Origin of the sequence: Nonomuraea sp. NPDC005983, assembly GCF_040614375.1 — a bacterium.
GTDB lineage: Bacteria > Actinomycetota > Actinomycetes > Streptosporangiales > Streptosporangiaceae > Nonomuraea.
The window spans coordinates 20,899-45,337 of record NZ_JBEXUP010000038.1 but is presented as its reverse complement, the minus strand read 5'-3'; the positions used below and the strand labels follow the sequence as shown (position 1 = coordinate 45,337).

At 69.1% G+C, this 24,439-nt stretch carries 19 protein-coding genes; 12 read left to right on the top strand and 7 right to left on the bottom strand.

What is annotated here, in order from left to right:
* The first annotated feature begins 48 nt into the window (after positions 1-48).
* The 5 genes from ABZ297_RS18890 to ABZ297_RS18870 are packed head-to-tail and all read left to right on the top strand — an operon-like array spanning position 49 to position 5,385.
* A complete protein-coding gene (locus ABZ297_RS18890; protein ID WP_355347304.1) occupies positions 49-1,326 on the top strand; it encodes an ABC transporter substrate-binding protein in 1,278 nt (425 codons plus the stop codon).
* Positions 1,319-2,206 carry a sugar ABC transporter permease gene (locus tag ABZ297_RS18885; protein WP_355347301.1) on the top strand — a complete coding sequence of 296 codons (888 nt, stop codon included), beginning with the start codon at positions 1,319-1,321 and terminating at the stop codon, positions 2,204-2,206. The genes ABZ297_RS18890 and ABZ297_RS18885 overlap by 8 nt, the downstream gene beginning before the upstream one ends.
* Positions 2,193-3,026: a carbohydrate ABC transporter permease gene (locus ABZ297_RS18880; RefSeq protein ID WP_355347299.1), complete on the top strand. Its 834-nt coding sequence runs from the start codon at positions 2,193-2,195 to the stop codon at positions 3,024-3,026. The genes ABZ297_RS18885 and ABZ297_RS18880 overlap by 14 nt, the downstream gene beginning before the upstream one ends.
* Positions 3,027-3,037: 11 nt before the next feature.
* A complete protein-coding gene (locus ABZ297_RS18875; RefSeq protein WP_355347296.1) occupies positions 3,038-3,961 on the top strand; it encodes a DUF4434 domain-containing protein in 924 nt (307 codons plus the stop codon).
* Entirely contained in the window at positions 3,958-5,385 is a 1,428-nt protein-coding gene (locus tag ABZ297_RS18870) for a hypothetical protein (protein ID WP_355347293.1), read from the top strand. Before ABZ297_RS18875 ends, ABZ297_RS18870 begins: the two co-directional genes overlap by 4 nt.
* Before the next feature lie 41 nt (positions 5,386-5,426).
* On the opposite strand, the gene ABZ297_RS18865 is transcribed toward ABZ297_RS18870, so the two are convergent.
* Entirely contained in the window at positions 5,427-8,525 is a 3,099-nt protein-coding gene (locus ABZ297_RS18865) for a BTAD domain-containing putative transcriptional regulator (RefSeq protein WP_355347290.1), read from the bottom strand.
* Between the two features lie 244 nt (positions 8,526-8,769).
* Between ABZ297_RS18865 and ABZ297_RS18860 the strand changes: the two genes are divergently transcribed.
* Positions 8,770-9,006 carry a hypothetical protein gene (locus tag ABZ297_RS18860; protein WP_355347287.1) on the top strand — a complete coding sequence of 79 codons (237 nt, stop codon included), beginning with the start codon at positions 8,770-8,772 and terminating at the stop codon, positions 9,004-9,006.
* A 251-nt stretch (positions 9,007-9,257) separates the two neighbouring features.
* On the opposite strand, the gene ABZ297_RS18855 is transcribed toward ABZ297_RS18860, so the two are convergent.
* From ABZ297_RS18855 to ABZ297_RS18845, 3 genes are all read right to left on the bottom strand, one after another.
* Entirely contained in the window at positions 9,258-11,210 is a 1,953-nt protein-coding gene (locus ABZ297_RS18855; RefSeq protein WP_355347284.1) for an ABC transporter ATP-binding protein, read from the bottom strand.
* Positions 11,211-11,274: 64 nt separating this feature from the next.
* On the bottom strand, positions 11,275-13,011 hold the full coding sequence (locus ABZ297_RS18850; RefSeq protein ID WP_355347281.1) for an ABC transporter ATP-binding protein: 1,737 nt from the start codon (positions 13,009-13,011) through the stop codon (positions 11,275-11,277).
* Entirely contained in the window at positions 13,011-13,607 is a 597-nt protein-coding gene (locus ABZ297_RS18845; protein ID WP_355347278.1) for a helix-turn-helix domain-containing protein, read from the bottom strand. The genes ABZ297_RS18850 and ABZ297_RS18845 overlap by 1 nt, the downstream gene beginning before the upstream one ends.
* Before the next feature lie 260 nt (positions 13,608-13,867).
* Here ABZ297_RS18845 and ABZ297_RS18840 point away from each other — a divergent pair, with 260 nt between their 5' ends.
* The 5 genes from ABZ297_RS18840 (at position 13,868) to ABZ297_RS18820 (ending at position 17,727) form a co-directional block, all read left to right on the top strand.
* Positions 13,868-14,155: a metalloregulator ArsR/SmtB family transcription factor gene (locus ABZ297_RS18840; protein ID WP_355347275.1), complete on the top strand. Its 288-nt coding sequence runs from the start codon at positions 13,868-13,870 to the stop codon at positions 14,153-14,155.
* A complete protein-coding gene (locus ABZ297_RS18835; RefSeq protein ID WP_355347272.1) occupies positions 14,152-14,538 on the top strand; it encodes a VOC family protein in 387 nt (128 codons plus the stop codon). Before ABZ297_RS18840 ends, ABZ297_RS18835 begins: the two co-directional genes overlap by 4 nt.
* 300 nt (positions 14,539-14,838) lie before the next feature.
* The gene (locus tag ABZ297_RS18830) at positions 14,839-15,348 is read left to right on the top strand and encodes a helix-turn-helix domain-containing protein (RefSeq protein ID WP_355347269.1); all 510 of its coding nucleotides are present in this window, start codon (positions 14,839-14,841) and stop codon (positions 15,346-15,348) included.
* A complete protein-coding gene (locus tag ABZ297_RS18825; RefSeq protein WP_355347266.1) occupies positions 15,345-16,532 on the top strand; it encodes an MFS transporter in 1,188 nt (395 codons plus the stop codon). The genes ABZ297_RS18830 and ABZ297_RS18825 overlap by 4 nt, the downstream gene beginning before the upstream one ends.
* Positions 16,513-17,727, top strand: a complete 1,215-nt coding sequence (locus tag ABZ297_RS18820) for an aminopeptidase (RefSeq protein ID WP_355347263.1) — start codon at positions 16,513-16,515, stop codon at positions 17,725-17,727. The genes ABZ297_RS18825 and ABZ297_RS18820 overlap by 20 nt, the downstream gene beginning before the upstream one ends.
* A 99-nt stretch (positions 17,728-17,826) precedes the next feature.
* Here ABZ297_RS18820 and ABZ297_RS18815 read toward each other — a convergent pair whose 3' ends face one another.
* Positions 17,827-18,630, bottom strand: a complete 804-nt coding sequence (locus tag ABZ297_RS18815) for an alpha/beta hydrolase (protein ID WP_355347260.1) — start codon at positions 18,628-18,630, stop codon at positions 17,827-17,829.
* A gap of 194 nt (positions 18,631-18,824) precedes the next feature.
* Here ABZ297_RS18815 and ABZ297_RS18810 point away from each other — a divergent pair, with 194 nt between their 5' ends.
* Positions 18,825-19,424, top strand: a complete 600-nt coding sequence (locus ABZ297_RS18810; RefSeq protein ID WP_355347257.1) for a TetR/AcrR family transcriptional regulator — start codon at positions 18,825-18,827, stop codon at positions 19,422-19,424.
* Positions 19,425-19,470: 46 nt separating this feature from the next.
* Here ABZ297_RS18810 and ABZ297_RS18805 read toward each other — a convergent pair whose 3' ends face one another.
* Both ABZ297_RS18805 and ABZ297_RS18800 read right to left on the bottom strand, forming a co-directional pair.
* Positions 19,471-21,888, bottom strand: a complete 2,418-nt coding sequence (locus ABZ297_RS18805) for a beta-N-acetylglucosaminidase domain-containing protein (protein WP_355347254.1) — start codon at positions 21,886-21,888, stop codon at positions 19,471-19,473.
* Positions 21,889-22,021: 133 nt separating this feature from the next.
* On the bottom strand, positions 22,022-24,310 hold the full coding sequence (locus ABZ297_RS18800) for a discoidin domain-containing protein (protein WP_355347251.1): 2,289 nt from the start codon (positions 24,308-24,310) through the stop codon (positions 22,022-22,024).
* Between the last annotated feature and the right edge of the window lie 129 nt (positions 24,311-24,439).

Here is a 24,439-nt window from a genome sequence, read left to right as displayed (position 1 = left end):
CGGACCTGAGAGAAAGTGGCCCGGACCTAGCAAGCCTCGGAGGGTGCCATGAACAAGACGCGGCCTGTGGTAGTGGCGGCGACCATCGCCGGTTGTCTGCTCGTGGCGGCCTGTGGCGGCGGCTCGTCCGCCCAGAGTGGTGGGAAGGTGAGCATCCGCTTCTCCTACCTGTGGACCGGCAAGGAAGCCGAGGCCATGGAGAAGGTCATCGCCGACTTCAACAAGAGCCAGAACAAGATCACGGTCACCGGGGTGTCGAACCCGGACCAGCAGGCCCAGCTCGCGGCGATGACCAGCACGAAAGGCACCTACGACATCTCCGACAGCTTCGGCTCCAACACCGGGGCATGGGCGTCCAAGGGCGTGCTCGAACCGCTCGACGAGTATGTTCAGGCCGACAAGTACGACCTGAGCGACTTCGTGGCACAGGCCATGGAGCAGGTCAAGTACGACGGCAAGCTGTACGCGACGCCGATCGCGATGCACTCCTTCATGCTTCTGTACAACAAGGACCTGCTGGAGGAGGCAGGGATCAAGGAGCCGCCGAAGACGGCGAACGAGCTCGCCGACGCGACCGCCAAGCTCACCACGAAGGACTCCGGCGGGCTCACCCGGCTCGGCTTCGGCTCCCCGACCGGTCAGGGCACCGACTACATCACGCTGGCCATGGCCTGGGGCGGCAACTGGTACAGCGGTGGCAAGCCAGCCCCGAACACCCCACAGAACGTCGCCGCCGTCGACTTCTACGTCAACAACGTCATCAAGAAGTACGGCGCCGCCGAGGTGCAGAAGTTCACCTCGGGCTTCGGCGAGTACCAGTCGCCGCAGAACCCCTTCTACCAGGGCAAGCTCGCCATGATGATCGACGGCGAGTGGCAGTCGGCCCTGATCCAGAGCGCCGCGCCCAAACTCAACTGGGGCGCGGCGCCCATCCCTTACCCCGATGACCACCCCGAGCTGGCCGGCGGCAGCCAGGCCACGGCGAGCATGCTGTATATCCCGAGGAACTCCCAGCACAAGAAGGAGGCCTGGGAGTTCATGAAATACCTGCTGTCACCACCGGCGATGGGCGCGTTCACCGAAGCGCTGACCAACCTGCCGGCCCGCACGAGCCTGCTCGAAGACCCGCGCTACGACAAGCTCCCCAACTTCACGATGTGGCTGGACCAGCTGAAGAGCAAGAACCTCAAGGCGCTGCCGAGCCTGCCGTCCTACACCCAGTACAACGCCGACCTGACCAGCGCCTTCGACGCCGTCAACCGGCTGGAGAAGTCGCCGGCCGACGCGCTCGCCGAGGTCGCCGGCAAGGTCCAGGGCTATGAGTGAGCGGCGCTCCGGCATCCTGTTCAGCTCGCCGTGGCTGGTCGGCCTGCTGGTGCTCACCGCCGGCCCGGTTCTGGCCTCGCTGTACTACAGCTTCACCGACTTCAACGTCTTCGAGAGCCCCGAGTGGGTGGGGCTGGGCAACTACGCCAAGCTGCTGGGCGACGACCGCTTCATGACGGCGTTATGGAACACGGTCTACCTCACCGTGTTCGGCGTGCCGCTCATGCTGGCGTTCGCGCTGCTGGTCGCGCTGGCGCTGAACTTCCCGGTGCGCGGCCAGCCGCTGTACCGCGCGATCGTCTACCTACCGGCGATCGTCCCGATCGTGACCGCGACCTACCTGTGGCGCTGGATGCTCAACGCCCAGTACGGCTACCTCAATCAGCTGCTCGACCTGCTGCACCTCCCGCAGCCCAACTGGCTGGACGACCCGCTGTGGACCAAGCCCGCCGTACTGCTGGTGGGATTCTGGGGGATCGGCTCCACGGCGGTCATCTACCTGGCGGCGCTCAAGCAGGTGCCACAGCAGCTCTACGAGGCGGCCGCTGTCGACGGGGCCAACGCGCGGAAGCGGTTCTGGCATGTGACATGGCCGGCGATCACGCCGGTGACCCTGTTCCAGCTGATCATGGGGATCATCACATCGCTGCAGATCTTCACCCAGCCGTACCTGCTGGCACAGCAGCGGCTCAACCCGGCGGCCGGCGGACCTGGCGACTCTCTGCTGACCTACACCATGTACCTGTACCAGAACGCGTTCTCCTTCCTGAAGATGGGCTACGCCTCGGCGATGGCGTGGGTGCTGTTCGCGGTCATCCTCGCGCTGACCGCGATCGTGCTGAAGACCTCCAAGCGGTGGGTGCACTATGGCCTCGACTAGCCGCCGCTACCTGGGAAAGCGCGCCGGGTATCACGCGATACTCGTCCTCATCGCCGTGGGGTTCCTCTTCCCTTTCGCGATCATGTTGTTCACCGCGTTCAAGGATCCACAGGACATCTTCCAGTCGCCGCAGCTGCTGCCCAGGACGTGGACGGTGGACAACTTCGGCGAGGCTGTCCGCTCGATGCCGTACCTGCGGTACGTGGGCAACACGCTCGTGCTGGTGGTGCTCAACATGCTCGGCACGCTGCTGTCGTGCCCTCTGGTGGCCTACGCGCTGGCCAAGCTGCGGTGGCGGGGGCGCGATGGAGTATTCCTCAGCGTGCTCGCCACCATGATGCTGCCACCGCAGATCACCTTCATCCCGCTCTACCTGCTGTGGAACGAGGTCGGCGCGGTCGGCACGTTCCTTCCGCTGGTCATCCCGCAGTTCCTCGGCACCGGGTTCTACATCTTCCTGCTGCGGCAGTTCTTCGCCGGAATCCCCGACTCGCTGCGGGAGGCAGCCCGCATCGACGGCGCCTCGGAGCTGCGGATCTACCTGCAGATCATGCTGCCGCTGGCCAAACCGGCGCTTGCCACCGTGGCCGTGTTCCAGTTCGTGGCCACCTGGACCGACTTCCTACTGCCGCTGATCTACCTCAACGACGACAGCAAGTACACCCTGTCCATCGGCCTCTACAGCTTCTTCGGCGAGCACGGCGTGCAGTGGGGGCCGCTCATGGCCGCCTGCGTCTTCTTCACCGCACCCGCCGTCATCGTCTTCATGATCATGCAGCGGTACTTCGTCAGAGGCATCGCCATCACCGGAATGAAATGAGGTCTACCTCCATGTCCTACCTCCCGATCACCGGCACGTTCCTCGATGAGGTCACCCACGACATCCCGTCGCAGAACTGGGGCCCCGCCGAATGGGCCCGCGAGTTCGACACCTTCGTGCAGACCGGTATCGACACCGTCATCATCATCCGCAGCGGCTACGGCGAGAAGCTGTCCGCGCCGTCGAAGGCGATCTCATCGCGGCGGCCCACACTGCCGGTGTACATCGACCTGGTGCGGCTCTTCCTCGACCTGGCGGCCGAGCGTGGCATCAAGCTGTTCTTCGGACTGTACGACTCCGGCTACCACTGGTATCGCAATGACTGGACCGTCGAGGTCGACATCAACAAGGCCTACCTGCACGAGATGTTCGAGAACTACGGGGACTCGCCCGCCTTCCAGGGGTGGTACCTGCCGCACGAGACCTCGGACTCGGGGCTGCGGATCATCGACATCAACACCGCGCTGGCCAAGGAGATCAAGTCGATCAGCGACCTGCCGATCCTGGCCTCACCGTACTTCCACGCTCGGTCTGACTACGCCGTCGACACCCGTACCGTGCCACGGACACCGGAGGAGCACGCACGCGCCTGGTCGGAGATCTTCGAGCGGTACGCCGGGCTGGTGGACTACTGCGCCTTCCAGGACGGCACCGCCGACCTGCTGGCCCTGGAGGACATCACGGCGGCCACCGCGCAGGAGGCACGCAATCACGGGATCAGGCTGTGGTCGAACCTGGAGACCTTCGACAGGGACATGCCGATCAAGTTCCCACCGACCGACTGGCGCAAGCTGGCGCACAAACTCGACGTGGTCCAGCCGTACGTGGACAAGGTGATCACCTTTGAGTTCTCGCACTTCATGAGCCCGAACTCGATGTGGGAGCCGGCACGCAACCTGTACCGCCGCTACCGCGAGTTCCTGGAGAGCAAGTGAGGCTGACCCGGCGCGCTGCGCTGCTCGGCGCCGCCGCCGCCATGCTGCCTGCCGCTGCCGTGCCTGCCCTGCCCGCGTACGCCGGCGGCGGCCGGGGCGCGAGCATCCAGATCGACCCGACCTTTCCCTACTACCTGGAGAGGTCGGCCGACAGCATCGCCGACGAACTGCTGGCCAACGGGTACCGCACGGTCCACTACTTCGTGGTCAACGAGCTCGACGTGAAGACCGAGCTGGTCAAGGCGTTACGGCGGCGCGGCATCACCGTGTGGGCGATGGTCGTCGGGCTCGGCTCCTACTCGGTGGCGAGCTGGCCGCAGGGGTGGGAGAGCTGGCAGATGGAGTTGCTCAAGCCCATCGACCTGGGCGGGTTCCACTTCTTCTCGCCGTTCAGCGCCGACTACGTGGCGTTCAAGAGCGGGATGATCGCCAGAATGCTGGCCGCCACGCCCTTCGACGGGATCGAGGTGGCCGAGCCGTACTTCCCCGACTGGGAGGGCATCGACAAGGGGTACTACGGCGACGTCGGGCCGCTGGCGCGTGAGGCGTTCCAGCGGGAGCACGGCACAGCCATCCCGGACTTCGCCGACCCGGCCTCGCCCGCGTACTACAGGACCGACACCGCGCGGTACGAGAGGTGGATCCAGTTCCGCGTCGACGCCGTCAACCGGTGCGTCGCGGAGATCGCCAGGGCGGCCAGGGCGGCGCGACCGGACATCAAGGTGGCCACGTGGTCGCTGGCGGTCGACGGCGGGCCGGACTCGGTGGCCAGGGAGCGCGAGTTCCAGGGGCTGGACGCGGCGGCCATGGTGGCCCTGGTGAAGCCCGACGTGCACATTCTGCAGACGAACTGGCCTGACTGGGTCAAGCCCGACCTGCCAGCCGACTACATCAGGGCCTACCAGCCCTTCGTCGAGCAGATCAGGGCGGGTAGCCCCCGGGTGCCGATCGGCGTGCAGACCGATATCGGCTCGCAGCGCGCGATGGCGCGCGACGACGCGTGGATCGAGCGCTTCACACAGACGGTGGAGCGGATGGGGCTGGCCACATGGATGGCGTACGAGTACCACCTCGGCGCGTACATATACGAGAATCCCCCCATTCCCAAGTCCGCATTTATCCCGAACTCGGGGGCGATCGAGCTGTCCTTCCAGAAGCGCATCGACCCTGACTCGGCCAGGCGACCGGAGAGCTTCGAGCTCATCACGGAGACCTCGCGCCGGTTCGTCCCGCCGGAGGCGGTCACCGTCGACGGCAACCGCGTCACGCTCCTGACCCGGCCTCCTTCCGGACGGCTGCGCGTCGCCGTCCGCAACGTCACCGACGCTCCGAAGTACCGGCTGTACGACAAGACCGCCCCCGCCAACCCGGTCCCGCCAGGCGCGGTCGTCGACGTATCACGCCGGCGTCCCGAGGGCGCCTAGCGGCTGTTCGCGGCCCGTCCAGCACTTCGGCGTACTTGCTGTCAAGCCTGCAGGAACGGCGTCAGTTTCTCCTCGCATGGCGCGTGGCCGATCGCCCGGCACAGCCGCAGGGCCTGCGTGGCCATGCGCGCCGCCGCCTCGTGCTCGCCTCGTCGCCGCTCCAGAACGGCCAGCTCTGTGAGCGCCGCCAGTTCCGGCAGCCGGTACGAAGCCTCGATCGTCACGTCACGGCCCTTTAGCGCGTGGCGGACAGCGCCCTCGTGATCGCCCAGGGCGGAGCGCAGCCGGGCACGGGCGATCAGAGAGTACGCCAAGTGCCAGCACAGGCCGCCCGCGGTGATGAGCTCGTCGGCCAGGTTGAGGCCGTCCTCGGCCTCGGCGGTCAGGCCGAGGTGGAGCCCGGCGTCGGCCAGGGCCACCAGTGCCGCCGCCTCCACCAGCCGGTCCCCGTGACTGCGGGCCAGGTCGACGGCCAGCAGCGCCGCCTCTCGCGACTGCTCCCACCGGCCGCGCTCCCAGTGCAGTCGGCTGATCCAGGTGTGGGTCGTGGCGAGGCCATGGCCGCCGAGTGAGGTGAGCAGGTCGGCCGACTCCCGCAGGCAGGTCTCTGCCTCGCCGTATCGTCCCTGGTCGAGCAGCACGGCCCCGAGATTCCGCAGGTCGGCCCCCTCGGCGTAGGCGAGCCTGTGCCGCCGGCTCAGCGCGAGAGCCTGCCTGCCGCACTGCTCGGCGAGGCCCAACCGGCCCAGGTGGTGGTACTGGCTGACGAGGGCGTTGAGTGTGTGGTTCTGCCCGGAAACGGAGCCGAGCTGGTAAAAGAGCCGTGCGGCCCGAGTCGTGTCGGCCATGGCCTCGGAGAGGCGCCCCGTCCACGTATGCGCGAAGCTCAGCCCGACCCGAGCCGCCGCCTCGCCCTCCCGGCCGCCGGCATCGCGGGAGATGCGGGCGGCCCGCTCCAGGTGCTCGACGGCCTCCTCACGGCGGCCGATACGGAAGAGCCCCTCCCCCATGCTGATGTGCAGCATGGCGTGGACGGTCGGCACATCTTGGGTGGAGGCCGCCTCCAGCAGGGACGGCGCGATGTCCAGCCACTCGCTCAGTCGGCCGGTGCGGGTGCAGATGACGCGGACCATGCCGGCCAGGCGCCACACCTCGGGGCCGGGGTTGCCCTCGATCGCCCGCATCAGCGCGGCCATCAGATTGACCACGTCGGCGGCCGCGTAGGACAGCGGTTCCGCACCAACCTCCGTGAGCGGCTCCGAGGCGGAGAGCCGGAACTCGTCGAGACCGCCCCGGGCGGCGATGGTGCCGCCGACATCCAGGTAATGGCCGAGCAGGCGATGCCACGCCGCCTCACGCTCGGGGTCGCGCCCAGCCTGCGCCGTGGCGTAGAGCCGGACCAGGTCGTGGAAGCGGTACCGGCCGGTGGCGTGGTGTTCGAGGAGGTGCGCGGCGGCCAGCGCGCCCAGCGAGGTGCGCGCCTCGTCCTGGGAAAGTCCGCAGGCCGCCGCCGCGGCCGCCACAGTGAGATCAGGGCCGGGTACCAGCCCGAGGAGGCGGAAGACCCGTTGCTCGGCCGGGGCGAGCGCGCGGTAGGAGACGGAGAAGGCGAGGGTGACGGCGTTGTGCCCGGCGCCGTCCACGGTCAGTCCCGCCAGCGCGTCGCCGGCGGCCAACTCCGCCACGACCGTCGCGGCGCCGTCCTCCGGCCTGGCGGCGGCGTTCGCCGCGGCGATGCGCAGCGCGAGCGGCAACCCGCCGCACAGGCGCACCATCTCGTCCCGCCAGGCCGACTCGGCTGGGCTGCCGGCTGACCCGAGCACCCTGTCCACCAGCGCCCGGCCGTTCTCGCCGGAGAGCGGACCGAGTGAGCGCTGCCTGGCCCCCGCGTATACCACCAGCTCCCCCAGCCGGTGCCTGCTGGTCACGAGCACCGCACCTGCCGGGGGCAGGAGCGGCTCGACCTGGGCTGCGGAGCGAGCGTTGTCCAGGAACAGCAGGAACGAGCGCCTCGCCAGCAGGGAGCGGTAGAGACCGAGCCGGGCCTCGAAACCGCCCGGCACCTGGTCGGGATCGACACCGAGCGAGATCAGCAGCCGGGTCAGCGCGGCAGCAGTGGTCAGCGGCTCGTTGTCTGACTCGTAGCCGCGAAGATCGATGTAGAGCTGGCCGTCGGGGAAACGGTCCGCAGCCTGGTGCGCCCAGTGCAGCGCGAGAGCCGTCTTGCCCATGCCGGCCGTGCCACTGAGCACGCACACGCCGTCGCCGCCGCCCAGGCACTCCTCCAGCCACGCCAGCTCCGCTTCGCGGGCGATGAACCCGCGCACGTCCCTGGGCAACTCCGCCGGCCGCGCCGCCAGGGGCGCCGCTGGCTCGCGCGGCGGAGCGGATGGCCGCTTGGGAGGAGAGTCCGGCCCTACGCTCTGCACCGGGCTGACCGGTTCGTCGGCCAGAAGCTGCTGGTGCAGCCGGCGCAGTGCCTGGCCGGGCTCGATTCCCAGCTCGTCCACCAGCCGCTGTCGCGCGTCGCGGTAGACGGCCAGCGCGTCGGCGCGGCGCTCGCATCGATGCAAGGCCAGCATGAGTTGTCCCAGTAGCCGTTCGTGCAGTGGGTACTCGATCACCGCCGTGTGCAGTTCGCCGACGACCTCAGCGTGCCGTCCCAACGTCAGCTCCGATTCATAGAGCTCTTCCAGAGCGCACACTCGCCGATCCTCAAGGCCTGGGCCTTCCTGCTCGATCAAGGTGGCGCTGGTCCCGGCCAGTGCGGGCCCGCGCCACAGCGCTGCTGCCGCGCGCAACCGCAGCACCGCGTCGTCGTGGCGGCCCGCCTCGGCATGCGCACGCGCGGCGGTTCTGTGCCGCTCGAACAGCTCCAGGTCGAGCTCGCCCTCCCCCACGCGAATGCGGTAGCCCGCGCCCAGGCGGCGGATGCGGTCCTTGCCCAGCAGGGCCCGCAGCTCGTGGACGTACACCTGTAAACGCGTGATCGCGGTGCGCGGCGGCTGCTCGCCCCAGATCAGGGCGAGGAGCCGGTCGTCCGACACCGTGCTGTCGGCGTTGAGCAGCAGCGCGGCGAGAACGGTCCGCTGCTTCGGCGAGCCCAGCACGATCGGCCCGTCAAACCCGTCGGCCGACACCGGCCCGAGAAGCGCAAACCGTGCTTCAGTCCCCGTGTGGCCTTCCATATCCCCCGTTTCCCACCGTGATGGTACCGACGAAGATCGCGGCGCTGCGAGGTGATGGGAGGACGGAGAGCGGCATGAGTGTGGGACGCCTGGCGCGGTGATGAGCGTGCGAGGATCCGGCCGGAAGCGACGGAGAAGAGTTACGGAAGCCTTGGCTGCGACGCTTTTCGGGTAATCGAGCAAAGGCAGGTTCTCCATGCTGAACAAGATCATGAGCGTGGTGGTCCCAGCGACCGTCCTGGCGATGGCTGCGACACTCGGCACCAGCGCGTCCGCGAGCGCGGATGTGGTGAAGCCCATGGCCGGCCACATCAAGAGTGTCCACAGGACCCTCGCGCAGTGCGAGGCAGCGGGCTACAGGTACTCCAGGAACCGCGAATACTGGGACTGCGAATGGGACAGCCCGTTCTGGGCACTCTGGGTCCTGAAATAACCCACCAGACCGCACTTACCTGTAGGCGGTCACGTCGTCCACGCCTGCCGTAGACGATCGCGGCGCAGCCATCGTCCTGAGCAGGAACGGCACGTCGGCGGACGATGCGTGGCCTGCTCGGTGATGGTTCTGCCGACCGGGTTGCACACCGTGTGGCGGGCGGTGTGCAACCCTCATCTTGGTCGGACGGCATCTTGGTCGGGCGGCGCAGCGACAACAGCCGGCCTCCGCAGGGCGGCGATGTTCGAGCTCTAATCCACCTCCGCGACGGCCTGGGCGAACTGGGCCGAGTACAGCCGGGCGTAGGCGCCGCCCACGGCCAGCAGCGACTCGTGCGTGCCCTGCTCGACGATCCGCCCGTTCTCCATGACCAGGATCAGGCTGGCGTCGCGGATCGTGGACAGCCGGTGAGCGATCACGAAGCTGGTGCGCCCCTCGCGTAGCGAGCTCATCGCCCGCTGGATGAGCACCTCGGTCCGGGTGTCGACCGAGCTGGTGGCCTCGTCCAGGATCAGGATCGCCGGCTCGGACAGGAACGCCCGGGCGATCGTGATCAGCTGCGTCTCGCCCGCGCTGACCGTCGCGCCCTCATCGTCGATCACCGTGTCGTAGCCCTTAGGCAACGTGTGCGCGATGCGGTCCACGTGGGCGGCCTCCGCGGCGGCCTCGATCCGTTCACGCGTGGCGCCTTCCGCCCCGTAGCCGATGTTCTCCGCGATCGTGCCGCCGAACAGCCAGGTGTCCTGCAGCACCATGCCGATGTTGGCGCGCAGCTCCTCCCTGGACATCTCGGCGATGTCGACGCCGTCGAGCGTGATACGTCCGCCGGTCACCTCGTAGAAGCGCATGACGAGGTTGACCAGCGTCGTCTTGCCCGCTCCCGTGGGGCCGACGATGGCCACGGTCTGGCCGGGCTCCACGGTCAGCGACAGGTTCTCGATCAGCGGCCTGTCCGGCGCGTAGCGGAAGGACACGTTCTCGAACGCCACGCGGCCCCTGACCTGTGCGGGCCGCGCGGGCTCGTCGGGCTCCTGGGACTGCTCGGGAGCGTCCAGCAGCTCGAAGACCCGCTCGGCGGAGGCGACGCCCGACTGCACCAGGTTCGCCATACCGGCCACCTGGGTCAGCGGCTGGCTGAACTGCCGCGAGTACTGGATGAAGGCCTGCACGTCGCCCAGCGAGATCGAGCCCGAGGCCACCTTGAACCCGCCCACCACGGCGACCAGCACGTAGTTGAGGTTGCCGATGAACATCATCGCCGGCTGGATCATCCCGGAGATGAACTGGGCGCGGAAGCTGGAGGTGAACAGCGCATGGTTGTGCTCGGCGAAGGTCTCGGCGGCCTCCTTCTGCCCGCCGAACACCTTGACCAGCGTGTGCCCGCCGTACATCTCCTCGATGTGGCCGTTCAGCTTGCCGGTCGACGACCACTGCTTGATGAACTGGGGCTGCGACCGCTTGCCGATGACCGCGGTGACGTAGATCGACACCGGCACCGTGACCAGCGCGATGAGCGCCAGGACCGGCGAGATCCAGAACATCATCACCAGCACCGCTACGACCGTCAGCACCGACGTGATGAGCTGGCTCATCGTCTGCTGCAGCGTCTGCGCGATGTTGTCGGTGTCGTTGGTGGCGCGGCTGAGGATCTCTCCGCGCGGCTGACCGTCGAAGTAGCTCAGCGGCAGCCGCGCCAGCTTGGCCTCGATCCGCTCGCGCAGCCGGAACGCCGCCCGTTGCACGACGATCGTGGTCAGCCGGAACTGCACGATCCCGAGCAGCGCCGCCAGCAGGTAGAGCGCCAGCACCCAGCCCAGCACCTGGGCCAGCGCGGTGAAGTCGATGCCGTGGCCGGGCACCACGCTCATCGACGACACCATGTCGGCGAACGTGCCCTGGCCTCTGGCGCGCAGCCCCGCCACGGCCTGCTCCTTGGTGATCCCGGCGGGCAGCCGGGCCCCGATGATGCCGGAGAAGATCAGGTCCGTGGCGTGGCCGAGGATCTTGGGACCCGTCACGGTCAGCGCGACGCTGGCCGTACCGAGGGCCAGGACGACGGCGAGCAGCGCGCGCTCCGGCCGCAGCAGCCGCAGCAGGCGGCGGAGCGAGCCGCCGAAGTCGAGGGCCTTCTCGGCCGGCCCGGACATCATCCTGCCCGGGCCGAAAGCGGGCTGGGGACGGCGTGGGGGCGCCTGGGCGGTCATGAGCCCTCCTTCGCCGGTCTCATTACTAAGGTGCTGCGCCTGTTGACGACCTCGACAGGCTCGGTCATGCCGCGGCCTCCTGTTCGGTGAGCTGGGACAGCACGATCTCCCGATACGTCGGGCAGGTGGTCATGAGCTCGGCGTGGGTGCCGCTGCCGACCACGCGTCCGTCGTCGAGCACGAGGATGCGGTCGGCGTCGCGGATGGTGTTCACACGCTGGGCGACGATGACGATCGTGGCGTCGGTGATCTCCTCGGCCAACGCCGCGCGCAGCCTGGCGTCGGTGGCGTAGTCGAGGGCGGAGAAGGAGTCGTCGAACAGGTAGATCTCGGGCCGGTGCACCAGGGTCCTGGCGATGGCCAGGCGCTGGCGCTGGCCCCCAGAGACATTCGTGCCGCCCTGGGAGATCGGCTCGTCCAGGCCGCCGGCCATTGCCTCGACGAACTCGCGTGCCTGGGCCACCTCCAGGGCCTGCCACAGCTCCTCGTCGGTCGCGTCCGGCCTGCCGTACCTCAGGTTGGAGGCGACGGTGCCGGAGAAGAGGTAGGGCGACTGCGGGACCAGGCCGACCGCCCGTGAGAGCAGGGCCGGGTCGAGGTCGCGCACGTTGACCCCGTCGACCAGCACCTCGCCGGCGGTCGTGTCGAACAGGCGGGGGATCAGGTTGAGCAGCGTCGTCTTGCCGCTGCCCGTGCTGCCGATGATCGCGGTGGTTCGGCCCGGCCGCGCCGTGAAGCTGACGTCGCACAGCACCGGCTCCTCGGCGCCCGGGTAGCGGAAGTCCACGGACCGCAGCTCCAGCTCGCCGAGGTGTCTTTCCGGGGTGACCGGGCTTGCCGGCGGGTGGACGGTCGGCTCGGTGTCGAGCACCTCCTCGATGCGCTCGGCGCAGACCTCGGCCCGCGGGATCATCATGAACATGAACATCGCCATCATCACCGACATGAGGATCTGCATCAGATAGGAGATGACCGCGGTCAGCGCGCCCACCTGCATGGTCCCGTCGGCGATGCGGTGGCCGCCGAACCACACCACGGCGACGCTGGACACGTTCACGACCAGCATGACCGAGGGGAACATCAGCGCCATCAGCCGCCCGACCCGCAGCGACACGTCGGTCAGCTGGTCGTTGGCCACGCCGAAGCGCTCGCGCTCGTGCCTGTCTCGGACGAAGGCCCTGATGACCCGGATACCGGTGATCTGCTCGCGCAGCACCTGGTTGATCCGGTCGATGCGCTCCTGCATCGTGCGGAAGAGCGGGCGCATCCGCATCACGATCAGGCCCACGATGACGATCATCACGGGCAGCACGACGAGCAGCAGCGACGACAGCGCCGTGTCCTGACGCAGTGCCAGAACGATGCCGCCGACGCACATGATCGGCGCGGCCACCACCATCGTGAACGCCATCAGCACGAGCAACTGGATCTGCTGCACGTCGTTGGTGGTCCGGGTGATCAGGGACGGCGGACCGAACCTGTTGACCTCCTGAACGGAGAAGTCCTGCACCCGACGGAAGATCGCGGCCCGCAGGTCCCTGCCCAGGGCCATCGAGGTCCGGGCACCGTAGTACACGGCCACGATCGAGCAGGTGATCTGGATGAGCGTCACACCGAGCATCACCAGCCCGATGCGCGCGATGTAACCGGTGTCGCCCTTGACGACACCGTCGTCGATGATGTCGGCGTTGAGTGTGGGGAGATAGAGCGTGGCCAGTGTCTGCACGAACTGGAAGAGGACGACGAGCGTGATCTCTTTCCCGTAAGGCCTGAGCTGGACCCGCAGGAGACGGAGCAGCATCAAGAGGCGCTTTCTGTCGAAGGGGTGGGGGAAGGCCGCACGAGCAGCCCGTCGAGCAGAACGGAGACGATCTCCTCATCGTCCATGTCTCCGAACTCGCCGCCCTCGCCAAAGCCGTGGTGCACGCTCACAGCGATCAGCATGAGCAGCAGCTGCGCCGCGGCCTCGGGGGAGCGACGCAGCCGGTCGCGGTCGGGCTCGACCAGCGCGGCGAGCCCGGCCAGTATCCGACGCCGGCCGTCCATCATCTGCTCGCGGAACTCGGCGTCGTCGGCCATGAGCTCCTTGGGCGCGGCGACGAGGTTGGCGTTGGCGCTCATCCCTGTCCGCATCCTGGTGACGGCCTCGCGCAGCCGCGCGCGCAGCTCGACCTGGGTGTCGATGGCCGCCAGCGCGTCCACCGCCGGCTGCGGGTCGAACGCGCTCATCAGCGCCGCCCGCAGCAGTGAGGCCTTGTCAGGGAAGACGCCGAAGATCGTGCCCTCGGCCACGCCCGCGGCGTCGGCGATCTGGCGAGTGCTCACCGCGGTGCCGTACTCGCGGATCAAGGGGAGGGTCGCGGCGATGAGTGCGGTACGGCGGTCTTCCGGCGCCATAGCCGGCACCCTTCGCCTTTTGCTCATACGGACGAGAATAATGAGCGAGTACTCACTCGTTCAAATGCTTTTGCGTCCTTACCGACCGCTACGCACCACCCACGCTCCATGACTGCGCACAGGACAGCCGCGCCGCCCACCCGGATCTTGTGGCCGGGGTCGGGCAGCGAGCGGTGGAGCGAGCCCAAGCGATGCGGGGTCGTATGCAGCGCGACACCTCCGCATTGACAGGCAAGTGACGACTTGCCTATCCTCACCGCATGGGCGACGTCTTCAAGGCCCTCGCCGACCCCACCCGGCGGACCATCCTCGACGAGCTGACCGAGCGCGACGGCCAGACCCTGTTCGAGATCTGCGTCCGCCTGACGAGCCGACATCAGCTGAGCCTGACCCGGCAGGCCGTATCCCAGCATCTGGCGGTGCTGGAGGAGGCCGGGCTGATCACGACACGCAAGCAGGGGCGGTACAAGTTCCATCACCTCGACACCACTCCCCTGGCCGCCATCTTCGAGCGGTGGCCGATCACCAGGAAAGGACAGACACCGTGAAGATCTACGTCACCAGCGTGTTCGTGGACGACCAGCAGAAGGCCCTTGACTTCTACACCGACGTGCTCGGCTTCACCAAGAAGCACGACATCCCGCTGGGCGAGGCCCGGTGGCTGACGGTCGTCTCACCGGAGGCCCCCGAGGGCACGGAGTTGCTGCTGGAGCCGGACGGGCACCCCGCGGTCAAGCCGTACAAGGAGGCGCTGGTCGCCGACGGCATTCCGGCCGCCTCGTTCCAGGTCGCGGACGTGCAGGCGGAGTACGAGCGGCTGCGCGGGCTGGGGGTGACGTTCACGCAGGAGCCGATGGCAGGTGGGCCGGTGACCATGGCGGTCTTCGACGACACCTGCGGGAACCTGATCCAGATCGTGACCCCGGCCTAGCCTGCGGCTTTCCCGGCGAACTTGCGCCGACCTGATCGTTCGCATCAAGAAAAGCACCCTTGAGCTGGGATGATCGGACTTTCAGCCCGCCGTGAACCCACTGCCGTGACGGCCGTGTTGCGATCCAGGACGGTCAGCACGCCGTCGTGGAGCATCGCGCTCTCGCCCGGCCCTGCCGGCGTAGCCAACGTTGGGACTCCCGTGTCGACCGGGGCGGCGGTGCCGCCCCGGGGCTGAGGACGCGTCACAGAGCCCCCTATTCCCAAGAGTCGTTGGATAAGTCATAATCCCAAGGTGCCTTTGGAAAACCAAGATGACCTTGTTCCGCTGCGCGCGCTGGCCAACCCGTTGCGCATCCGCATCGTGTCGCTGCTCACCGGCGCGTCGATGTCGGCTACCGATGTCGCCGACGAACTGGGCATCGCGCACGCCTCGGCCAGCTACCACCTGCGCCAGTTGGCCAAGGCGGGCTTCCTCCACCAAACCGAGGAGGGGCCCCATACCGGCAAGGGCCGCCCGCCACTGCGCTACCGGTACGACCCGTCCAGCGGCGAGCGCCTCAACCGGTCCGAGGGGCGGCAGCTCGTCCACCAAGCGCTGAGTACCGACCTGGCCAGGCGCCTGGCTGAGACCGATCGCCAGCGCATGTCCATGGACGCTGAGGTGTGGCTGGCCAGACCCGTCTGGGAGGAGATCGTCGGCCTGATCGACCAGGCCGTGGCGCTCCTGCACGACAAGGCCGGACCGCCGCACGACGGCGTCAAGGTCAGCATGACCGCGCTCCTGCTCGAACTGCGCGACGAACGATGACCGGCCGCCTGCTCGTCTGCACGACCGGCGCGTTCTTGTCGATCGGGCTGCTCATCCCGGCCGTTCCGCGATACCTCACCGGCCCGCTGGGCCAGCAGGCGGGTCTGGTGGGCGTCTCGCTGGCCGTCACCGCGGCGGCCGGGGTGCTCGCCCGCCCGCTGGCCGGACGGGTGGCCGACCAGGCCGGACGCCGCGCGGCCCTGTGCGCGGGCGCACTGCTGCTGTCCGGCACGTCCCTCGCGCTGCTCGCCGCCGGAAACTTGCCGCTCTTCCTCGTCCTGCGCGGCGTCGCCGGCGTCGGTGAGGCGCTGGCCTACGTCGGCCTCGCCACCCTGGCCAGCGACCACCAGCGGCCCGGCGCGGCGATCAACCACTTCTCCGTCGTCGTCAACGCCGGCCTGCTCGCGGGGCCCGCCATCGCCGAGACGCTGTACGCCACGTCCGGGTTCGCCGCCGTCTGGATCACGGCCGCGGCCGTGGCGCTGGTGTCGGCGGCGCTCGGCCTCACCCTGCCGAAGACCACCAGCCCGAAGACCACCAGCCCGAAGACCACGAGCCCAGACACGGGGAGCACGAGCCCGGACCCAGGAACCGGGCGGGCCCGACGGCTGTACCACAAGTCCGCTCTGCGACCCGGCTTCGGCTACCTGGCCTCCGTGTGGGGCTACACCGCCGTCAGCGCCTTCCTGCCACTGCACCTCGCCGGGCTCGGCGGCGGCTCCGGCGGCCTCCATTTCCTGGTCTACGGCGGCGTCCTCATCGCCGTCCGGCTTGCCGGACATCGCCTGCTCGCCACGACCGCCCCGGCGCGCCTGGCCGCCGCGTCCCTCCTGCTGACCGGGGCGGGATCGATCCTGCTCGCCGCCTGGCCCTCGCCGATCGGGACATGGTGCGCGATCGCGCTGATCGGCGCCGGGCAAGGCCTCGGGCTGCCCGCCTTCCTCAGAATGGCGGTGCACGGCCTGCCCGCCGGCGAGCGCGGATCCGCCGTCGCCACCACGACGGCCTTCTTCGACATCGGATTCCTCAGCGCCGCACTGGCCCTCGGCGCCCTCGCCGACCGGTTCGGCCTGGCCGGCGGCTTCGCCCTCGCGGGCGCCGTGTCCGCCGCCGGAGCGCTGCTGTTCCTGCCCATACGCCATGACGAACACGAAGGAGCCCCCCTTGACCATTCCCCCCGCTGACCTGTCCAGCTACGCCGACGTCGTGTTCGACGTGGCCGTGCCCCTGCTGGCGGACGACCGGGTGCTGATCAACGCCGAGATCGAGCACGCCCCGCTCGCCCGCGTCCTGGCCGAGGCCGCCTACGCCAGAGGCGCCCGCTACGTCGACATCTGGTACTTCGACCCGCACGCCAAACGATCGCGCGTCCGACACGCCGACATCGCGACGCTGGCCGAGGTGCCCTCGTGGCTCGACGCCCGCAACGAAGAGCTCGAACGGCACGGCGGAGTCCTCGTCAACGTCCGCGGCGCCGCCGCCGCCGACCTCCTGGCCGGGCTGGATCCGGTACGCGTCGGGCTGGACCGCATGCCGTCCCTGACCTCCCGGCAGCGGCTCCAGCTCAACAACCTGGTCCGCTGGACGATCGTCCCCTACGCCACCCCCGAGTGGGCCCGTGCCGTCTTCGGCGAACCCGACCAGGCCAAGCTGTGGCAGCATTTGCGCCGCATCCTCCGTCTCGACGAGCCCGATCCGCGCGCGGCGTGGCAGCAGCGCATCGCCGAACTGCTCGACCGCGCCCGACGGCTCACCGAGATGCGCCTGGACGCCGTGCGGTTCGAGGGGCCCGGCACCGACCTGACCATCGGCCTGCTCCCGGACGCCCACTGGACCGCCGCCCGCCTGGAGGACGTCGAGGGCCGCCCGTTCCAGGCCAACCTGCCGACCGAGGAGGTGTTCACCACCCCCGACTACCGGCGCGTCGACGGCACGGTCCGCGCCACCCGGCCGCTGTCCCTCGACGGCACCGTCATCCGCGACCTGGAGCTGACCTTCGCCGGCGGCGTCGTGACCGGTGTCAGGGCGAGCTCCGGAGCCGACGTCGTCCGCGCGCACCAGGCCACCGACGCGGGAGCGGCCCGGCTGGGCGAGCTCGCTCTGGTCGACCGTTCATCGCGGGTGGGCGAAAGCGGCATCACCTACCTGGAGACCCTCCTGGACGAGAACGCCACCTGCCACCTGGCCTGGGGCGCCGGGCTTCCTCCTGGCGTGCCCGCCCACCTGCGTACGGACGATCCCGCACGGCTGGACGCGGCGGGCGTGAACACCTCGCGCGTGCACGTCGACTTCATGGTCGGCGGTCCGGACGTCACGGTCACCGGGCTGGGGCCCGGCGGGAAGGTGGTGCTCCTGCGCGGCGACGAGTGGCAGTTCTGACGTCCTGCCACAGTCCGGCTACCGGCCTGCTCTCAAGCAGGCCGGTGAGCGAGCGCTTCGGGCGCTGCTGGACGAGGAAGGCGGAGCTCAGTACCGGTTCTACAGGGTCGCGAGGAAATCCCGTACGGTGCGGGCGAACCCGGCGGGGTCGTCATCGTGCGCCCAGTGGCCGCAGCCGGGCAGTTCGTGAAGCACGGTGTTCGGCCGGCGCCGGGCCATCTGCCTGGCCATGGTGGTGGGCAGGACGAAGCTGTCCAGGCCGTGCACGAGCAGGGCCGGACAGGTGGAGGCGAGCCACTCCCCCCACCAGTCGCCGATCAGGGCCCGCTGTGACTCCATCATGTCGGCGTAGTCGAACAGCAGGCCCCATCCGTCGGGGTGTTCCACGGCGCTCTCCAGGAAGTAGCTTGCATCCGGAATGCCGCGCGCCTCGATCTGGCGGCGCAGTTCGGCCAGCGTGGCCGTCCGGCGGGGCCAGTCGCTGACGTCCAGCACCGGGTGCGGCACCTCTGGCTGCCGATTGAGCGCGCCGCCCTCCTCGACGACCAGCGCGCGGACCAATTCAGGGTGTCGTGCGGCCAGCCGGAAGGCGGTTACGCCACCCATCGAGTGACCGAAGACGATCATCGGGCCGAGGCCGAGCCCGCGGACGAACTCTGCGGCGTCCGCCACATACGCGTCCTGACTGACGTCGCCGTCGCCGCGGTCGCTGTGACCGTGACCGCGCTGCTCCAGCGCGATCAGCCGGTAGTCGGGCGCGAGATCGGCGGCCAGCGGCGCGAAGGCCCGTGCACGGCCGAAGTGGCCGTGCAGGGCCAGCACCGGCGTGCCCGCACCGCCGAAGTCGATCGAGGCCAGGCGCAGGCCGCGCACGCGCGTCAAGGTTTCCACGGCCATCGTCATGATTCGTCCTTTCGAGTGAGGTGGCAGGGCGAGCGCGGTCAGCGCGCGCTCCGGCCTGGCCGGACCAGCTGTCAGAGCAGCGGCGTGAGGGGACGATTCATTAACATAACGAACGTTATGCCGCTTGTGCAAAACAGTCGTCATGGAAATATGCTGACCGCAGCCGTCTGACGGGACCTCAGAAGGGAGCCGACGTGCCCAGGCCCCGCGATCCGCAGCGCCGCGCCGAACTGCTCGACCAGATCGTCGACTACCTGGCCGAGCACGGGATCGCCCGGCTCTCCCTGCGCCCGCTGGCGAAGGCGCTCGGCCACAGCACCTACGTGCTCACCCACCACTTCACCGACAAGGACGAACTGATCAGCGCGGTGCTGGCCCATCTCGACCAGCGGCAGAGGGGCAGGCTGCGGGCGCTGCCGGGCTGGGAGGAGGGCCGCGGCCTCGGCGACATCGTGCGCGCCTCCTGGAACTGGCACATGCGACAGGACCTGCCGATGGTCCGGCTGCTCCACGAGATCGAAGGGCTGTCCGCGGCCGGTCGGCTCCAGGGGCCGTACGTCCCGCGGATGCTGGGCGATCGGGCCGAGTTCGTGGCCGAGGTGCTACGCGCCCGCGGCGTCCCCGACGCCGTCGCCCTCCGCAACGCCACGCTGCTCAACGCCGCCTACGCGGGCCTGCAGACCGACTATCTGACCACCGGGGACAAGGAGCGGGTCGAGGCAGCCCTCGCCGAACTGGCCGCTCTCGCCGACGAGTGGACATCCCCCGGCACCGCCCCCGAGAGCCGGCCGTGAGGGGAGGGCCGGGTCACCCCGACCCTCCCCCGCGATCGGATCCGGCTCAGGACACGGGGGCTCCGTATACACCCATCTCGTAGATGGAGTAACCCCACGTCGTCTTCCGCCGTACTCCCTGCATGCGGACGTACTGCACAGGCTCATCCGCCGTGAGCCGGACGACGTCGTTGCCGCAGGACTCCGGACGCTGGGTGGAGACGGTCGTCCACGTGACACCGTCGCCGGAGGTCAGGATCTGGTACTCCGCCGCGCAGGCGTTCTCCCAGGCCAGTGTCACCGCCCCGACCTTCGCCGGCGCGGCGAGCTTGACCTGCACCCATTCGGTGTCGGAGTAGCCGGACGACCAGCGGGTGCCCGCCTGACCGTCGTTGACGTTCCGGGCGGCCAACCGGTCGAGGTCCTGCTCAACGCTCGACGCGGTCGCCGTGCCATCGAGGGCGAGATTCCTGGCACCGCCGGCGACGTCCCACAACTGGAGCCGGATGTCGGCCTGGACCAGGAAGACGTCGAGCACCCCGTCGCCGACCTTGGGCTGGACCGAACCCCAGGTGTTGCGCGGCGGGTCGACCCGGACGGCGCGCGCCTGCCGCTGCAGATCACGCGAATCGGCCAGCAACCCATCGGCCTTGGCCTCGTCTCCGGCGTGGCGGGCCCCGAGCGCGTCGAGCATGGCGATCATCGCCCTGCCCCACAGCTCGGTGGCGTTCAGCCAGGACGCGGCGTCATCGGTGAATCCCTTCTCCACCGATCCGCCACGGATGGTGGCCGGGGCCGTGGCGATGGCGCTCGCGTACGAGCGCATCGCGGTCAGCGCGTCGGCTCGCCGCCCGTCGTCCCACGCCTGCCAGAACTCGGCCACGCGTGCGGCGAGTGCGGGCGCCTGGACCTGCCAGGGGGTGCTGCCGAAGGTCGGGGCCAGGTGCTCCAGGTCCCCGAAGACGAGCAGCGCCTCGGTGGCCGCGCGGTCGCCGCCGGCGAGATAGGCCATCGCGCGCGGCCAACTCGTCGCCGGGTCGTACGCCTTGTCGTTCCAGGTGAAGTCGGCGGTGCCGAAGACCGCGACCTTGCTCGCGTACGGCTGGTTCATCGGGTTGGCCACGATGCCGGACAGGTGCGCGGACAGACCGGCCTCGCGCTTGGCGTAGGGGGCCAGCAGGAGCCTGCCGCTGGTGTTGCCGAAATCGTTGACCGGATAGTTGTCCCAGACGAAGACCTTGCGCCCGAACAGTGCCGACACCTTGTCGGCCTGCGCGTTGGTGATCTCCGGCGGGACGACGTCGGTGCCGGTCCACATCACCACGATCGCAGGGTCGAGCGTGGCCCGCATGGTCTGCTTGTAGGCGGTGTCGGTGAGATCACCGTACTCCGTGGGCACCATCTGCAGCGGCCTGGCGCCTTCGTGCGTGGCGATGAAGTTCCGCTGCAGGTCGTTCAGCAGGTCGACCTGGGCCTTCGCCGCCGCGGCGCGTCCGGGCGCGCCGTACGCGCTCTGATCCGCCGGGCAGTTCCAGCGGGTGTAGCTGATGTCGTCCAGCGGGATGGAGAAGGAGCGAGTGCCCAGGTCGTAAAGGGCCTGCAGCTTCTGCTTGAGGATCGTACGATCCGCGGGGTCTGAGTAGCAGATCGACTCGCCCGGGGAGACGGCGAAGGTGAAACGCACATGGTTCGCGCCGGCCCGCGCCACCAACTCCCCCAGCTCGGCCAGCTTGTCGGCCGGATAGGGGTCGCGCCACCTGCCGCGGTGGTAGGGGTCGTCCTTGGGAGCGTACACGTAGGTGTTGGCCTTGACGTCGCCGTAGAAGCCCATCTGGTCGAGGCGGTCGGCGTGCGTCCACGGCGCACCGTAGAAGCCTTCGATGGTGCCGCGCAGCGGCATGGACGGGAAGTCGCTGACCTGCACGCCCGCCACCTCCCAACCGTCGTCGGACGGGACGAACAGCTGGCGCAGCGTCTGCACCGCGTAGAACTGGCCTGCGGCGTCCCTGCCACCGAGAGCGATCTCCGCGTGTGGCTTGCGACCCGACACGCGCAGCGCGTACCCCTCGGCCCGGTCCGGCACGGCCGTGTCGCCGAGCGCTCGCGCGACGTCCGCGCGTGCCGCCGGTCCTAAGCGCACGGTGAGCAGACCGGCCGCGGCAGCGGGAATCCCGTCGGGGGCCACGACGTCCACCCGGTCGGCGCCGTGCGCTTTGAGCTCGCGGACGAGGCGGTCGCGAGCCGCGGAGTCGCTCTGGTCGTCGGCGACCACGAGCACCCGGCCGGTGACGGCGGCGGGGTCACCGGCGGCGACCAGCGACTGCGGGGTCGGCGACACGGAGGGGACAGCAGCTTTCGAGGCGGTGTTGGAGGCGGTGTTGGAGGCGGCGGCGGAATGGGCGGCGGGCATGGGCAGGAACACTCCAGCACCCAGGGCCGTGGCCAATGCGACGCACGCTGTGGGGGTGATCTTGCGTCTTCTCACGAAATCTCCTTGGTCCGCGTCGGCGCTGATCAACACGTCACCGCCGGCGCTTACCCTCAAAAGGGATAGGAGTGGATGGATCAGACGGTGATGGACTGTGGCAGCTTGACCTTCGCGTCATCCCTGGAGGCGCCTACGCGGGGTCGGGCTCGGGACTCATGGAACGAATTTCGAAGCGCCACAGCGAGTAGCCGAAGGAGGAGGCTCGCTTGACGCCTTGCATCCGCACGTACCGGGCTTTGATCGGGTCGAAGGCGAGTTCGTCGACGCGGGCGCCCGCCGGCTTTCCCCGGACCGAAGCCGCCGTCGTCCAATGGGTGGCGTCGTCGGAGACCTGGATGTCGTAGTCGCGGCCGGAGGCCGTCTCCCAGTCGAGCAGGACCCGCTGGACGGTCTGCGGGGATCCGAGATCCACCTGGATCCATTCACCGTCGCGGTAGGCGCTGGCCCATCGGGTCTTGGCGTCGCCGTCGGTGGCGTTCTCCGGCCCCAGGCTCGCCACTTCGGACGACGACGCGGTGGTCGGCCGGTGCAGCGCCAGGTCCGGCACCTCGAGGACGCGCATGCTCCACAACGCGTACCCGTCCCGCTTCGTGCCCGCCTGCGTGCCGACGAGCCGTACCTGCCGTGCCGTGACCGGCTCGAACGTGAGGGTGTCGGTCCCGGCGCTCTCGCGGCCCGTACGGGTGGCGACGGTGGCCCAGTGCTCGCCGTCGCGTGACACCTGGATCTGGTAGTCCCGCCCGTAGGAGGGCGCCCAGTCCAGCTCGACCTTGCTGATCGCGACCGGTTTGCCGAGGTCGACCCGCAGCCAGGCCTCGTCTCCTGGACCGCTGGCCCACCGGGTGGTGCGCACACCGTCGAACGCCGCGGCCGCCTCGCCGCCGGAGGCGGTCGCCTGCTTGCCCAGGCTCACCTCCCCCGATGCCGACGCGGCCAGTGTCGTGGCGACCTTCGCCAGACCGGGGCCCACGCCGAGCTTGCGCACCGTGTCGAGGAAGGCGCTGTAGGGCACGCCGGACTTGGTGCCGCTCCACATCTTCTGCGCCAGCACCCCGAATGTGGGCTCGACCAGCCCGTGCACATCCAGCTCCGTGTAGGTGGCCTCGGTCAGGTCGTTCCACACCGCCGACATGGCCCCGAGCAGCTGCGGGTCGCCGGGGGCCACGCTCTGGCCGCCGGGGAACACGTGCGGCTCCCACTGGTCGTAGAGGTACTTTCCGTCCAGCCCGCGGCCGTGGTAGTAGCCCGCGAACGGAACGATGTAGAGCAGGGCGTCGTTCGTGTTGATGAAGGAGTACCCGTCGCGCTTGAGAGCCTGCGGTCCGTACCAGCTGTTGTTCCAGCTGTTCATGGTCACGTCGCGGTCGTAGCCGTCGGCGCCGGCGGCCATGACCGACAGGCTGCCCCAGGCCCGCGGTTGCTTGCCGAGAGCGCGGATGTGGGCGGCCATCTCGTTGAAGTAGACCTTGTAGCGGGGCTTGTCGACCGTGTACTCGTCCGCGCCGAAGTGCACGTCGGGGCTGCGGAACCAGGGGACGAACTCGTCGAACACCGACTTCATGAACGCGGTGGTCTCCGGTTTGGACAGATCGAGGTGGTCGGACTCACCGTTGTCGAGGCCGAGCGACGGGCGGAAGCGGATGAACGCCAGCGAGTGGGCGGGCGCGTCGATCTCGGGGATGATCGTGACGCCGTTCGCGGCAGCGGTGTCCTCGAAGGAGTCCCAGTCCGCCCGGTCGTAGGCCCCGTCCGCGGAGGCCAGCCCGGCCAGCGCGGGATTGCCGGTCTTGAGGCGGAAGCCGGCCTGGACTTCGCTCCAGGGCTTGTCGCCCTTGAAACCGTTGTCGTTGAGGTGCAGCTGCAACTGGTTGAGCTTGAACCAGCCCATCAGCCGAAGGTAGTCGCGGAGGTAGTCGGCGGTGAAGAACCGCCGCCCGACGTCCAGCATGAACCCGCGCACTTTGTAGTTCGGCCAGTCCACGGCGGTGCCTACGGGGACCGAGTCGCGGCCGTCGTCGAGCAGGAGGATCTGCAGGAGGCTGCGGGTGCCGTAGTAGACGCCCTTCGCGGTCGGCGCGGCGATCGTCACGTTGCGATCGGTGACGGTGAGGGTGTAGCCCTCCTCCGTGAAGCGCGCGCCGCCCGCCCCGTCGGCAAGGGCGGGATCGATCGACAGGACGATGTCGCCGTCCTGTGGGGTGCGGGGGGAGACGTCCAGCTTCCGCCCTGTCACCTGCTCGATCTCGGCGGACAGGCGCGCGCCCTGGTCGCCGAGTTCGTCGCCCTGCTTCTTGGCCAGCACGATCCGGCTGTCCCGGCGCAGCTCGAACGAGCCCGTCCCGCCCGTCCATTCCTGGAGAGCGGGTACGACGGCGGGTTTGGCGTTGGAGTCGGTGTTCGTAGAGACGGGGTCGGCCATGGCGGAGGGGACTGCGACGGATAACGCGAGCGCCACCCCTCCGACCAATTGGACTGCTTGTCGATGCATGCGCAGTTCCACCAACTTTCGAGCGATATTGAAAGACTTATACCTCAAACATCGCCACGG

Excerpts from the sequence above, each read along its gene's own strand:
- ABZ297_RS18890 (WP_355347304.1), top strand. The coding sequence starts at position 49 with ATGAACAAGACGCGGCCTGTGGTAGTGGCGGCGACCATCGCCGGTTGT.
- ABZ297_RS18885 (WP_355347301.1), top strand. The coding sequence starts at position 1,319 with ATGAGTGAGCGGCGCTCCGGCATCCTGTTCAGCTCGCCGTGGCTGGTC.
- ABZ297_RS18880 (WP_355347299.1), top strand. The coding sequence starts at position 2,193 with ATGGCCTCGACTAGCCGCCGCTACCTGGGAAAGCGCGCCGGGTATCAC.
- ABZ297_RS18875 (WP_355347296.1), top strand. The coding sequence starts at position 3,038 with ATGTCCTACCTCCCGATCACCGGCACGTTCCTCGATGAGGTCACCCAC.
- ABZ297_RS18860 (WP_355347287.1), top strand. The coding sequence starts at position 8,770 with ATGCTGAACAAGATCATGAGCGTGGTGGTCCCAGCGACCGTCCTGGCG.
- ABZ297_RS18855 (WP_355347284.1), bottom strand. The coding sequence starts at position 11,210 with ATGACCGCCCAGGCGCCCCCACGCCGTCCCCAGCCCGCTTTCGGCCCG.
- ABZ297_RS18850 (WP_355347281.1), bottom strand. The coding sequence starts at position 13,011 with ATGCTGCTCCGTCTCCTGCGGGTCCAGCTCAGGCCTTACGGGAAAGAG.
- ABZ297_RS18845 (WP_355347278.1), bottom strand. The coding sequence starts at position 13,607 with ATGGCGCCGGAAGACCGCCGTACCGCACTCATCGCCGCGACCCTCCCC.
- ABZ297_RS18840 (WP_355347275.1), top strand. The coding sequence starts at position 13,868 with ATGGGCGACGTCTTCAAGGCCCTCGCCGACCCCACCCGGCGGACCATC.
- ABZ297_RS18825 (WP_355347266.1), top strand. The coding sequence starts at position 15,345 with ATGACCGGCCGCCTGCTCGTCTGCACGACCGGCGCGTTCTTGTCGATC.
- ABZ297_RS18815 (WP_355347260.1), bottom strand. The coding sequence starts at position 18,630 with ATGACGATGGCCGTGGAAACCTTGACGCGCGTGCGCGGCCTGCGCCTG.
- ABZ297_RS18800 (WP_355347251.1), bottom strand. The coding sequence starts at position 24,310 with ATGGCCGACCCCGTCTCTACGAACACCGACTCCAACGCCAAACCCGCC.